Raw genomic sequence first — 13,804 nt, forward strand, 5'->3', positions numbered from 1 at the left:
CTGCAACTCATTCATTTACAACTTCTTTCTCTTTTTGTAATACAGATAACGGCTTTTTATTCTTCTTTGACATTACCTCTTTATCGGAAATACGTAAAGAAAATAGTAATGCTACAAGTAAAAATACCGCTGATCCAATTAATGCCGCTTGATATGGCAAGAAATCTGATTGTGCATTATTCTGTACGTTATTACTTCCAAAACCAGATAGTATACTAGCTAAAACAGCAACTCCTATTGCAGATCCTAATCGGTTTTGCACATTGAATATAGTAGTTGCTCTCCCCATAGAAGATGGTGCAATATTGTTAAAAGCAGAAAATTGAACCGCACCGACAGATTGACCTAAGAAAATACCAATGCCAAACAATAGTGCCCGAATTTGCCATGGATTCGTATTATGATTTACAAAACTTAATAAAACAAAGATAACCGCCGTACTTACTAATCCAATAGAGATTACCTTTCGTGCTCCTAATTTCTTATATGACCATGGCACAATCTGTGAAGAAATCATTAATCCAATCGCCTCCGGGAATGTCGTAAGACCTGATTCCAGCGCGGAAACTCCTATTACATTTTGATACATAAGCGGAAAAATAAATAGCATTCCTAGTAAACCAGCAGATGAAAACAAAGATATGAGACTCATTTTTCTAAAAACTGGTTCTTTTAATAAGCGTAAATCTAACATCGGTTGCTTTACTTTCAGTTCTACAATTATAAACAATGTAATGAATACAATCCCAGCTATCCCAGTACTTATTATTTCTGGAGAAATCCAACCTTTTGACGGACCTTGACTGAGTGCATAGATGAGCATTGCAAAACCTGGTGCTGAAAGAATAAAACCGAGAGAATCAAAACGACCAGCCGATTTTTCAATATGCTCTGCTAAAAATAGAAGTCCAAATAGCAACGCAATGATACCAAACGGCAAATTAATATAAAATGCCCAGCGCCAAGACATTTGATCTACAAAGAAACCACCAATAATTGGTCCAATCGCTGGTGCTACAGTAATTGGAAGTACAATAAATCGAGAAATTTTTGGTCTTTCCTCTGGTGAAAATGTTCGGAATAACATCGCCATCCCGACTGGTGTTAAAAGCCCGCCACCAGCACCTTGAATGATACGAAAAATGTTTAATGAAGTAATATCATTAGCAATTCCACATAATGCAGATGCAATTGTAAAAACGAAAAGGGCAGTTAAAAATACTTTTTTCGTACCAAAGCGATCGCCTAACCAACCAGAAATCGGAAGAAAAACAGCTAAGCTAACTAAATACCCAACATTTACTGTCCCCATTGCAGACGGGGGTACTTGTAGCTCTTTACTTATCGTTTGCAGTGCTACATTCACAATCGTTGCATCCATCGCAGCCATAAACATCGCTGTTATATAAACGATGCTTACAACTACTTTTGGATTTATTTTTGCTTTCATTATTGTTTTCCTACTAATATTTTTTCGCTAATTTGATTTTTTTTCGGATCTAAATCGTTCCAGTTAACTTCAACGTATTCTAGGCAAACTTGTCTGTTAGCTTCTTCATGTACGACATTCCAACCAATAGGTACATCGAGGAAAGCAGGCCAGAGAGAATACTGGTCCTCCTCATTCATTAATACTTTATATGTGTAATTATCATTTTCAAACGGATTCGTCATACTTTACTTACCCCTTTCTTATTCTGCAAATATTTCGCTAATACTTGTCCAATTTCTGTAAGTGGACCTGGTTGACATAAATCTTTATGTCTACAATCAATATCATGCTGCACGATTTCCCCGTCTAAATAATTTAGCCACGTATTTGGAGAAATAGGATCAAACCAGTCTGGTATAACAGTAGATCTAAAGAATAAAATATCCCCGTTATAAACTTTCGGTACGTATTTCCCTAACAACCCTACCGAATTTACATATGTTTCTTTCAAGTTCAAAATAGTCTCTTCTTCAAGACTTGCTAATGCACTTCCATCTTTGCGAAGTATTGCAACCGCACTTTCCATAGTAAGTGGTTTACCATCCATGTTATCTGGATCATATCCACCTAAAGCAAGTAATGCGATTAACGCTTCTTCTTCAGTAGGTGCTTCCGTATTCGGTAAGAAGTGACCAGGATAAGAATCAAGCATAACGAGTAATTCTACTTCTTCTCCTTCATTTTGTAGTTGCGCCGCCATTGCATGAACAACATTTCCTCCAAGCGACCAACCGAGTAAACGATACGGTCCATGAGGCTGTACTTCACGAACGTGTTTCAAATAATCCGCTGCCATCTCCTCTAAACTTTTTGGAAGTTCTTCATTTTCAGCGATACCACGTGCTTGTACACCATAGATTGGATAATCTGTTCCTAAAGATTTCATAAGTCCTGCATAGCACCAACTTAATCCACCCGCTGGATGTACACAAAATAGTGGTAATTGATCTCCGCTTGCTCGTAATGGAAGCAACACATCAAGTGCACTTTGACCATTCCCCATTTCAAGTCTTTCAGCAAGCCCTGCAACAGTAGGTGCTGCAAATAAAGTTCCGATATTCAGTTCCACTCCTAGTGCCTCTTTAATGCGACTCATAAGCTGTACTGCAAGAAGTGAATGACCACCAAGATCAAAGAATCCGTCATCAATTCCAATTTGAGACACACTTAAAACTTCTGTAAACAAGTCACATAACATTTCTTCTTGCGGTGTTCTTGGTCCGCGGCTAGAAGATGATGCAATAAATTCTGGAGCTGGCAATGCCTTTCTATCTAATTTACCGTTTGGAGTTAAAGGTAACTCATTTACTACTACAAAAGCGTAGGGAACCATGTAATCTGGTAAACTACCACCAGCATGCTGACGCATTTCATTCGTATCAATCGTTTCATTATTTGATGCGACGATATAAGAAACTAATCGTTTATCCCCTGGTTGATCTTCCCGTACAATAACAGCTACTTGTTCAACTTTAGGATGTTTCATTATTACCGCTTCTATTTCCCCTAATTCAATTCGGAATCCACGAATTTTAATTTGATGATCTGCACGTCCTATATAATCTAACGTCCCATCTTGACGCCAGCGCGCTAGGTCTCCTGTACGATACATTCTTGTACCTGGCTTACCAAATGGATCTGCGATAAAACGTTCAGCAGTTAATCCTGCTCTTCCTAAATATCCACGAGCCAGTCCTGCACCTGCAACATACATTTCTCCAACTACTCCAGGTGGCATCGGTTGTAAATAGTTATCTAATACGTATACTTTAAGATCCGGTATACTGCACCCGATTAAACTATTTGCTCGTAAAGAGACGATGCTCTCATCTAATTCAATATAACTAACATGTACCGTCGTCTCCGTAATACCGTACATATTAATCAGCTTCGGTGAGTTATGAGGATGACGACTATACCAATCTTCTAATCGACTTAGTTCAAGTGCTTCTCCTCCAAACACAACATATCGTAAAGATAATTTTTGACCAATCTCTTCATTTTCACGATCGGCTTGCATCAATTGATAGAACGCTGATGGAGTTTGGTTTAAAACAGTCACCTTTTCCTTAACAAGCAGTTGTAAAAATTCTTTCGGCGAGCGACTTACAGTATGTGGTACTACGACTAGACGCCCTCCATATAATAAAGGTCCCCAAATTTCCCAAACTGAGAAATCAAAAGCGTATGAATGGAACATCGTCCACACATCGTCTGAGTCAAATTGGAACCAATGATCAGTTGCTCCTAAAAGTCTTACTACATTTTGATGAGGTATCATAACGCCTTTCGGTCTACCTGTTGAGCCTGACGTATAAATAACGTAAGCAATATGTGAAGGAGATAACGGCTTAATGCGCTCCATTTCATCAATATTGTCTTCACTATATTTCTCAATTTCTTCTATTACGTTCACATCATCAACTAAAATCTTTAGTGCCTCATCACATTCAATTTCCACATCTGAATTTGTTAAAATACATGATGGTTTCGCATCGTGTAGCATAAATGAGATACGATCTGATGGATAATCCGGATCTAACGGAAGGTATCCCGCACCAGCTTTAAGAACAGCAAGTAAGCTTACAACCATATTTAAAGATCTCGGCATCGCTAAAGCAACGAGTTGATCAGGACCGATTCCTTTCGCTATTAACAAACGAGCTATTCTATTCGCTTTTCTATTTAGCTCTTCATAAGTTAGCTTTTCATTTTCAAAGACGACAGCAATAGAATTTGGATTTACATGAGCCTGCTTTTCAAATAATTGTGGCAATGTCATTTCAGGTACAATTTGAAAACCACCATTCCACTTTTCTAAAACTGTATTTCGCTCTGCTAAAGTTAATATTTCTAATCTACCAATTGATTGATCAGGATGTTTCGCTGCATCATCTAATAACAGAATGAATCGTTCTATTAGTTTTTGAACCGTTTCACGTTTATATAAATCGGTACTAAACTCTAGCAATCCGTGTAAGCCTTTTGAAGTCCCATCAACTCCGTTACTCTCGCTAATTTCAAATGTTAAATCAAATTTTGCAGAGCCAACACTTTGAATTTCAAGGCTCGCTTCTAAATCTGGAACATCAAACGTCGCTTCAGGCGTATTTTGGAAAGCTAACATAATTTGAAACAGCGGATGACTATTTCGGGTACGTACTGGGTTTAACACTTCAACGAGTCGTTCAAATGGAACATCTTGATTTTCATAAGCTGCAAGATTTACCTGTTTCACTCTATTTAATAATTCTTTAAAGCTTGGATCTCCTGATGTATTTGTACGTAACACTAATGTATTTACAAATAAACCAACTATATTTGATAGCGCATCGTCATTTCTTCCGGCAATTGGACTTCCAATTGGTATATCAGTACCAGCACCTAATCTCGTAAATAGCGCACTTAGTCCTGCTTGCAACACCATAAACAAACTAACTCCATTTTTACGAGCAAGCTCTACTAACCTACTATGCATACCTTCATCTATATGAAAATGAATTGTTTCCCCGCGATAACTCGTTTCAATTGGACGCTGATAATCTGTAGGTAACTCCATTTGATCTGGCAAACCGTTTAGCTCTTCTTTCCAAAAATCTAATTGTGTTGAAATAAGACTTTCTGGTGTAGTTGCATCACCTAATAGTTGCTGTTGCCAAAGTGAATAATCTGCGTATTGTACTGGAAGTGTCTCCAGCTGAACTTTGTCACCTTGACATCGTGCTTTATAAGCCGCTGTAAAGTCTCTCGTTAACGGTTGTAATGACCATCCATCTCCTACAATATGATGTAAAAGAATTAGTAATACATGCTCATTTTCACTCGCTTTAAAAAGTTGTAAACGAACTGCTGGCTCAACATCAAGGTTAAAGCTATATTTTACCGCCTCTGAAAGTACACTTTCTAATTCATCTTTACATGTTTTTGTTATAATCATTTCTAGATTTAAGTCTTCCATATTTAAAATTTTCTGATATGAACTACCTAATACATTAGGGAAAATTGTTCTAAGTGTTTCATGTTTCTTCACTACATCATAAAAGGCACCTTGCAGTGCTTCCTCATTCAATTTTCCAGACATACGAATGACTAACGGAATATTATAAGTAGGGCTTGGACCTTCTAAACAATTTAAGAACCATAACCTGCGCTGTGCAAATGAAAGTGGAACTTGATTTGGCCTACTTACTTTCTTAATAGCTGGTCTTGCGCTTTTTGCATGATCCAATTGTTTCGCTAATTCAGCAACAGTTGGTAATTCAAATAGCTTTCCGATTCCTAATTCTACACTTAACGTTTCACGAATTCTTGCCATTAAACGAGATGCAAGAAGCGAATGGCCACCCATTTCAAAGAAATTATCATCTATACTAATTCTTGAAATACCAAGTACCTCAGCAAATAAATCACATAATATTTCTTCTTTCGGATTTCTAGCAACTCTCTCATTGTTCATTCCATTAAAATCAGGAGCAGGTAATTTCTTTCTATCAACCTTACCATTTGGCGTTAATGGTAATTCTTCTAGCACAACAAATGCCGATGGTACCATATAATTCGCTAAACTTTCTGAAACATAAGAACGAATTTCTGAAAGATTAATTGGTTCCTTCTCTTCGGCAACGATATACGCAATGATTCGTTTATCATTTAGGCGATCTTCTCGTACCATTACTACCGCTTGTTGAATATTTTCATGTCGTTGTAATACCGTTTCAATTTCAGCTAATTCAATTCGGAAACCGCGAATTTTAATTTGATGATCTGCGCGACTAATATACTCTAACACACCATCCTTACGCCATTTCACAAGATCACCTGTGCGGTACATACGTGCTCCAGCTTTTCCATAAGGATTTGCAACAAACCGTTCAGCTGTTAATTCAGGTTTTCCTAAATATCCGTTCGCAAGCCCTTCCCCTGCAATATATAATTCACCTATAACTCCAGGTGGAACTGGTTGTAACCCTGCATCCAATACATATACTTCTGTATTCCAGATTGGCTTTCCAATAGGAGGTATACCACTTTCACTTTCATCAATGTTCATGTAAGTAGACCAAATTGTCGTTTCAGTTGGTCCATATAAGTTACTTATAGAGCAACCTAATTCTTTTAATTTATTTGCTAAATGTGCTGGTAGAGCTTCACCACCAACGAGTACGTTTAGCTCTTGTAGCCGCTCTGGATATTCAGTTACTAACGCCTGCCAGAGCGTCGGTGTAGCTTGCATAATTGTCACTCTTTCTTCTTGTAAAAGTGTCGTTAATGCAGAAGGCTCTTGGATTACTTCTTTTTGAGCAATTGTTATACTTGCACCACTAATAAGAGGTAAATATATTTCTAGAGCAGAAATATCAAACGCAAACGTTGTAACTGCTAATAAATGATCGTTTTCATTTAATGAAAACATGTCTTGCATAGCCAATAAGAAGTTACTTAAACCTTTCATAGAAACAATTACACCTTTTGGATTTCCTGTTGATCCTGAAGTGTAAATTGTATACGCTGGGTTTAAAAGTGATTCATTATTTTTAAATGATATATTCATATGAGAATATGTTTTTAACGCTATTTTCGTTTCTTCGCTATCGAATACGATTTTTTTAATATCATTTTCTATAACTAAAGAGGATGAAACAGATGAATGTGTTATGATACAAACCGGATTTGCGTCATTTACTATATAATTAATTCGCTCGGCTGGGTATTCTGGATCTATTGGTAAATATGCTGCACCTGCCTTTAGAACTGCTAACATACTAACTATCATTTCTATTGATCTTGGAAATACTAAGGCTACAAACTGATTTGCTTGTATTCCTTCTTCTACTAAATAGTTTGCAAGTTCATTCGCTCGTTCATTTAGCTCTTTATACGTAAGTTTTATCCCGTTACAAGTAACTGCTATATTATTTGGATTTTTTTGTACTTGTTTTTCAAATAATATAGGTAGATTAATTAGCTCTTCAGCTCTCTTAGTTTCATTCCATTCCAATAAAACTTTATGATTTTCTTCAGGAAGAGTAATGTTTATTTTTCCAATCGGCTCGTCTTTGTGATAATTATTTATCACTAAGTCTAATAGATTCATAAATCTTTCTTTATGCAATGCTAGTTCCGTATCGCTATATACTTCCGGATTCGCATCAAAATGAATCATTAACTCATTTTCATCGAAGCGCTTATATACATTTATCGATAAATCATCGACAGGTCCTGCTGATAAATTATGTGTAATGCCACGATTTCCAGCAAAGTTAAGCCCATAATCAAAAGGCATAACATTCACTAATGGCCCAAATAGCCTTTGATTTTCACCTAGTAACTTTAAGTCTCTTCTTAATTCCTCATGACGATATTTATGATGACGACGTATATCTCGAATTTCTTTAGAAACTTGCTGTATTAATTCTGCAAAAGTTATATTTGGAGTTAACTTTAGACGAAGTGGAACTAAATTCATTACCATGCTTGGTGTATGAATAGATACAGAACCAAGACGCCCCATCATCGGTAAACCTAAAACAATATCATTTGCACCTGTTAATTTATGCATATAAATACTTGTTACAGCTACAACAAATTCGGGCCAACTCGTTAACGAAATATTGATATCTTCTAGTAACGTTTTCGTACTAGAATTTGATAAATAAGCAGTTTCTCGTGAAAATCCATTTGATGTTCTCGGCGCTCGTTCTGCTAAACTTACAACTTCCGGTTCATCTGCAAACTTCTCTAACCAAAAAGTACGATCTTCCTGAAATTGTTTAGATTCACGATACTCATTATCTTCTTGTACAATTTTTGCAAGAGAGCCAAATGGCTTTTCATTCTTGTTTGTTTCTTCTATAAGTGATGTATACTCATTCGCTACCTTTTGGCTAAGAAGTGAAAATCCATAGCCATCCATCACAATGTGATGGATGCGCTGATACCAAAAGAAACGATTATTTTCAATTTGAATAAGTGCTTCAGTAAATAATTTATCCTCTGTTAAATCCACGGGCATAGATAAATCATTTTTCATCCATACCTTAGCAGCTTCTTCAGGATTTTTTTCTTTACGAACGTCAATAAAATGCATATGAAACTTTGACGATTCCTCAATAACTTGCCATGGGCCAATTTCATCCTCTTCGAAACGAACATGAAGTGCTTCTGCTTCTGTTATAACTTTACATACAGCTAACTCGAAAATTTCTTGATTAATATTTCCGTTTATTTCTATATATTCCCCAGTATTATAAATCGGATTAAGCGGATCTAATTGTTGCGCAAACCACATACCAGACTGCGCAGATGATAACGAATGACGAATCTTTTGACTGTTAGGCATTCTTTACTACCCCTTTATTATGTAGTCTATTTGTTACAGCACTTGTGCTGCTTGTGAAGATAGTAAACGGTACCAATCAGCAACATTAGGACGTTCTGCTAAATCTGCAAAAGTGATTTCTTTCCCTTCGCGGCGCCACTTCTCTACTAAACTCATAATTCTGACCGAATCAAGTCCTCTATTTAATAAATCTTCATCAACTTCAATACTCTCTACAGACTCACGGAGTAGTTGTGCAACTAGTTCATGCACTTCCTGTAAAGTGATTCCTTCACTCTCATCACCCTTTAAACTTTGTAAATCTTTTAACAGTAAGTTTGTTGATGTCGTTACTGCACATCTATTAGATGCATACTGCAATGCTTGTTTATGATGCTCTAGTGAAAAATCAGCAACTGCATCTGCTACAAAAAATGGCTCTATACCATCCATAAATGCTTCACAAGCTGTTAAAAGGCAACCAATATGGGCATAAATACCGCAAATAATAAGTTGATCTCTTCCCTGCTCATTTAAAATTTCTAATAGATTCGTCTTTTTAAATGCACTATATCTCCATTTTGTTAGGAATATATCATCCTCATCTGGAGTAAGCTCATCAACAATTTTCTTTTTATCTGGTCCAGCAGGAATACCGTCACCCCAAAAGTCTTGTAATAACCCTCGTTGTTCTAACGTTTGTCCACCAGGTTGTGCTGTATAAACAACTGGTATACCAAGTTCCTTGCATCTTTCTCTTATCACCTTAATATTTGAAATTAGTTCTACTTTTGGCGATTCTGTATCGCTATATGCATCAAGAAAATATTCTTGCATGTCATGGATTAGAAGAACCGCACGTTTCGGATCTGGCGTCCAATTCACTTTATTTTTTGGTAGTTCTGATTCAATTGGCATTTTATATACTGAAATAGATGGGATAGCCATCTAATCACTTCCTTCCGATTCTAATAGTTTTTTTTATCGTTTTACTGTAATAAGTTTTTCAGCAATAACTTTACGTAATTCTTTTTTGCTTACTTTTCCAACACCTGTTTGCGGGAATGATTCAATAAATTCGATTCGATCTGGAATCTTATACGCCGCTATACCACGTTCTCTTAAAAACATTTTTAATTCACTTACAGTTGGAGTTTGTCCGCGAGCTATGACAAAAGCGCAAGTACGTTCTCCTAAATAATCGTCAGGCATAGATACAATTGCTACATCATGTACTGCATCGTGTGCTAAAAGATGATTTTCAACTTCTTCCGCAGCAACTTTCTCACCACCACGGTTAATTTGATCTTTATCTCTTCCTTCTACAATGATGTAACCTTGTTCATTCACTTTCACAAGATCACCTGTGCGATAAAAACCATCTTCTGTAAATGATCTTACATTATGTTCTGTTGCTTTATAATAGCCACGAATTGTATATGGCCCTCGCGTTAATAAACTGCCTACTTCACCAGGCTTAACATCATTATCATTTTCATCAACAACTCTTACTTCATCGAATGTAGACATCGGTCTACCTTGTGTATGAATAATGATTTCTTCAGGATCATTTAATCTTGTATAATTTACTAACCCTTCTGCCATACCGAACACTTGCTGTAACTTGCATCCAAATGTAGGACGAATACGCTTCGCAACTTCGGCACTAAATTTCGCACCACCTACTTGAATAACTTGCAAGCTCGATAAATCGTCATTACGGGAAGATACAGCATCAAGCCAAATCATCGCTAATGGTGGAACGAGAGCTGTAATCGTAACTTTTTCTTTTTCTATAAGAGCAAATGCTTCATCTGGACTACCTCCAGTTGCCAACACTACTTTTCCACCCGCGTAGAACGTTCCAAAAGTTCCTGGAGAACTCATCGGGTAATTGTGTGCTACTGGAAGAACTGCCATATAGACGCTTTCTGCATTCAAATTACAAATTTCAGCGCTAACACGTAAACTATAAATATAGTCATCATGTGTTCTAGGAATTAATTTAGAAAGTCCTGTTGTCCCTCCTGATAATTGGAGAAACGCAACATCACTTGGCTGAACTTCTGGTAATGGAACAGGATCCATATACAGATTACTTATGTTCACAAATTCTTCTTCTTCCCCCACTACGATTACATGTTGTAAAGTTGGAACTTTCTCTTTTACTTCTCTTGCTAGTTTTCGGTAATCAAAGCCGAGAGCCTTATCTGAAATAACGTAAGCGCTCGCCTCACCAAACTCGCAAAAATAACTAATTTCACTACTGCGATGAGAAGGTAGCGCAAAAACAGGAAGAGCTCCAATTCGAAATAGCGCAAAACATATTTCGAAAAACTCTATAATGTTAGGTAACTGAATTACAACTCGGTCCTCTTGCTTTATTCCTAAATTCAGTAAACCTGCAGCTAAGCGATCTACCTTTTTATCAAGTTCACTATACGTTATTTGCGTATTACCACTTACAACCGCAATTTCATCTCCATATTTTTCAGCACGCTCTCTTAACATTCCGCCAAATGTTTCACCGATCCAGCATCCTTCTTCTCGATAACGATTTGCAAATTCTTTGGGCCATTCCGTATAACCTGCTAACATTCTTTCTTCCCCCTATTTTTCATTCACTGAACTATCGCTTAACCCTAAAGCTTTCAACATTGTTTGGAATTTAGCTGATGTTTCTGCTAACTCATCTTCTGGGTTTGACTCAGCAACAACTCCAGCGCCTGCATATAAGCGAAGTGTATTTTCTTGCACTTCAGCACAGCGAATTGTAACAATCCATTCACCATCTCCATTTAAATCGCTCCACCCTAACATTCCTGTAAAGAATTCACGGTCAAATGGCTCAATTTTTTGAATAGCTTCTCTTGCTTCTTCCATTGGAGTTCCGCAAACTGCTGGTGTTGGATGAAGAGCAATTGCTAATTCTAAAGCAGAAGTATTTGGATCCTTAAGTTCACCTTTTACCTCTGTAGATAAGTGCCACATCGCTTCACTATGAATAACAGCCGGTTTTTCTGGAACATGTAATGTATGACAATACGGAAGAAGTGCTGCGGCAACCGCTTCAACTACTACCGCATGTTCATGTAAATCTTTTGGAGAAGAAAGTAATTCTTCTGCTCTTCGTTTATCTTCTGCTGGATCGTCACTTCTTGGTCTTGAACCAGCTAATGGATTAGAAACGACTTGCATACCACTACGTGAAACAAGCAATTCAGGGCTTGCTCCAATTAATGTCTTATTGTTCTCGTTTTCATCTTTCGGTAAATTCACAGCAAATGTATAACCGTGCTTATTATGTTCTGCTAATTCACGAAGAAGCTTTTGTTTATCAATTACCTCTGAAGACTTAACATCCAACGATCTAGATAGAACGATTTTCTTTAAATCTCCGTCCTGAATTTTTGCTATTCCTTGCTTCACACCATTCATGTAAACTTCAGGCTCTGGAACTGGTGTCATTTCAAATGCCAGTTTCTCATTTTGTTTTATCTCATTTGTTTTCTCCAACTGTAAACGCTCAGTAATTCTGCAATATTCTGGTACAATAAGTTGAACTTCTTTTCTACGATCAAATGGCAAAGCTCCTACAACGATAGGATTTGGATTTCCATCCTGTTTGGCATTACTTAATACCGCCTTTACAAGCTCTGGAAAGCTTTCGATTTCACTATGTTTTACTATAGTAAACTCTCCTTCTGCCAATATCGTTCGATTTGGTGAAGCGAAAAAGAATGAAGATTCAGTCTTATAATCTTCTAAAAGTGTTTCTGACAGTTCCTTTACCGCCGTAAGTTCATTCATAGTATAATAACCTCCTGAATTTTTTATTAAGCTCCTAATGTAGCTCCGCCATCTACACATAAATTGTGCATTGTAATATGACTTGCTTTATCTGAAGCTAAAAACAATACTGCTTCAGCAATTTCTGAAGGCTGTGCAATTTTTTGTAAAGGAATTCCGAGTCTAAATGTATTTTGAGAACCAGCAATTATATTTTTAGCTCCATTCTCATCAGCCCATAATAATCTTTGCATTTCAGTTTCAGTAGAACCTGGAGAGACTAAGTTACAACGAATATTGTATGCTGCGAGTTCTAATCCTAAGCACTTCATGAACATCGTCGTTGCAGCTTTTGATGCAGCATACGCAGCCATCTCCATTCTCGGAGTATTTGCCGCATTTGAACCTACTGTAACAATTGCCCCTGACTTCCTTAACATCATATGTTTACTTACTGCTCGGGACATATAGAAAACTCCTGTAGTATTTACAGAGAATGTTTTATTCCACTCTTCGTCACTTAAAGAGTGAATCGCTCCCATACGTAGAACCCCTGCAACATTTACTAATATATCTATTGGCGCTATATCATTTTCAATTCGTTCTACTACCTCTTCAACAGCGGCACTATCACTCACATCTAAATGAAACGTCTTAATACGGCTTTCATTTGATGCATAATGATTTAAAAACATATTAAGCCCTTCTGCATTTTGATCAACCGCAATAACTGTAGCTCCTCTTTCTAAAAACATTTTTGCGACAACACTACCTATACCTTGAGCTGCACCTGTCACTAAAACGGTTTTTCCATCAAATTCCCCTAAATTCATTTCCTCTATCCTCTCATATAAAAATTAATCAAGTTTAATGACATAAATGATAACGATTTTCATTATCACTAATGATGTAAAAAATAATACACTTACTAAACTAATTGGTCAAGTGTACTTTTCATCAAAACGAAACCCATTGATAATGATTTTCATTTTCTTTATCTACATCGAAATGATAATGTTTCTCAATATACTTGTCAATCTTTTTTTATTTTTCAGATAAAATATTTTACGTTTCTATGCCATACTGCATCTATAAGCATTAAAACGTACTTTAAATAAAAATTTAATCCATAATTCCTTATCATCTTTTTTGTAATTGAAAAAGAGAACCTGTAGATTTCTTCACCTACAATACTTTATCAAAAA

General features: G+C 36.6%; 7 protein-coding genes. All 7 read right to left on the reverse strand.

Annotated elements, in window-relative coordinates:
* Positions 1-7 precede the first annotated feature (7 nt).
* From QCI75_RS15335 to dhbA, 7 genes are read right to left on the reverse strand one after another with little or no spacing between them, the layout of a single operon-like run.
* Positions 8-1,450 carry an MDR family MFS transporter gene (locus QCI75_RS15335; RefSeq protein ID WP_353760795.1) on the reverse strand — a complete coding sequence of 481 codons (1,443 nt, stop codon included), beginning with the start codon at positions 1,448-1,450 and terminating at the stop codon, positions 8-10.
* Entirely contained in the window at positions 1,450-1,674 is a 225-nt protein-coding gene (locus QCI75_RS15340) for an MbtH family protein (RefSeq protein WP_353760796.1), read from the reverse strand. Before QCI75_RS15340 ends, QCI75_RS15335 begins: the two co-directional genes overlap by 1 nt.
* Positions 1,671-8,831 (reverse strand): amino acid adenylation domain-containing protein, encoded by a 7,161-nt coding sequence (locus tag QCI75_RS15345; RefSeq protein ID WP_353760797.1) that lies wholly within the window; start codon positions 8,829-8,831, stop codon positions 1,671-1,673. The genes QCI75_RS15340 and QCI75_RS15345 overlap by 4 nt, the downstream gene beginning before the upstream one ends.
* Positions 8,832-8,864: 33 nt before the next feature.
* Positions 8,865-9,758 carry an isochorismatase family protein gene (locus tag QCI75_RS15350; RefSeq protein ID WP_353760798.1) on the reverse strand — a complete coding sequence of 298 codons (894 nt, stop codon included), beginning with the start codon at positions 9,756-9,758 and terminating at the stop codon, positions 8,865-8,867.
* Between the two features lie 33 nt (positions 9,759-9,791).
* The gene (locus tag QCI75_RS15355) at positions 9,792-11,408 is read right to left on the reverse strand and encodes a (2,3-dihydroxybenzoyl)adenylate synthase (protein ID WP_144506302.1); all 1,617 of its coding nucleotides are present in this window, start codon (positions 11,406-11,408) and stop codon (positions 9,792-9,794) included.
* A 12-nt stretch (positions 11,409-11,420) separates the two neighbouring features.
* Positions 11,421-12,620, reverse strand: coding sequence for an isochorismate synthase DhbC (gene dhbC, locus QCI75_RS15360; RefSeq protein WP_144506303.1), 1,200 nt, complete (start codon positions 12,618-12,620; stop codon positions 11,421-11,423).
* A gap of 26 nt (positions 12,621-12,646) precedes the next feature.
* A complete protein-coding gene (gene dhbA / locus QCI75_RS15365) occupies positions 12,647-13,432 on the reverse strand; it encodes a 2,3-dihydro-2,3-dihydroxybenzoate dehydrogenase (RefSeq protein WP_144506304.1) in 786 nt (261 codons plus the stop codon).
* Between the last annotated feature and the right edge of the window lie 372 nt (positions 13,433-13,804).

The sequence above is a fragment of the Bacillus cereus group sp. RP43 genome, assembly GCF_040459645.1.
Classification (GTDB): Bacteria; Bacillota; Bacilli; order Bacillales; family Bacillaceae_G; genus Bacillus_A; species Bacillus_A mycoides_C.

Excerpts from the sequence above, each read along its gene's own strand:
- QCI75_RS15335 (WP_353760795.1), bottom strand. The coding sequence starts at position 1,450 with ATGAAAGCAAAAATAAATCCAAAAGTAGTTGTAAGCATCGTTTATATA.
- QCI75_RS15340 (WP_353760796.1), bottom strand. The coding sequence starts at position 1,674 with ATGACGAATCCGTTTGAAAATGATAATTACACATATAAAGTATTAATG.
- QCI75_RS15345 (WP_353760797.1), bottom strand. The coding sequence starts at position 8,831 with ATGCCTAACAGTCAAAAGATTCGTCATTCGTTATCATCTGCGCAGTCT.
- QCI75_RS15350 (WP_353760798.1), bottom strand. The coding sequence starts at position 9,758 with ATGGCTATCCCATCTATTTCAGTATATAAAATGCCAATTGAATCAGAA.
- QCI75_RS15355 (WP_144506302.1), bottom strand. The coding sequence starts at position 11,408 with ATGTTAGCAGGTTATACGGAATGGCCCAAAGAATTTGCAAATCGTTAT.
- dhbC (WP_144506303.1), bottom strand. The coding sequence starts at position 12,620 with ATGAATGAACTTACGGCGGTAAAGGAACTGTCAGAAACACTTTTAGAA.
- dhbA (WP_144506304.1), bottom strand. The coding sequence starts at position 13,432 with ATGAATTTAGGGGAATTTGATGGAAAAACCGTTTTAGTGACAGGTGCA.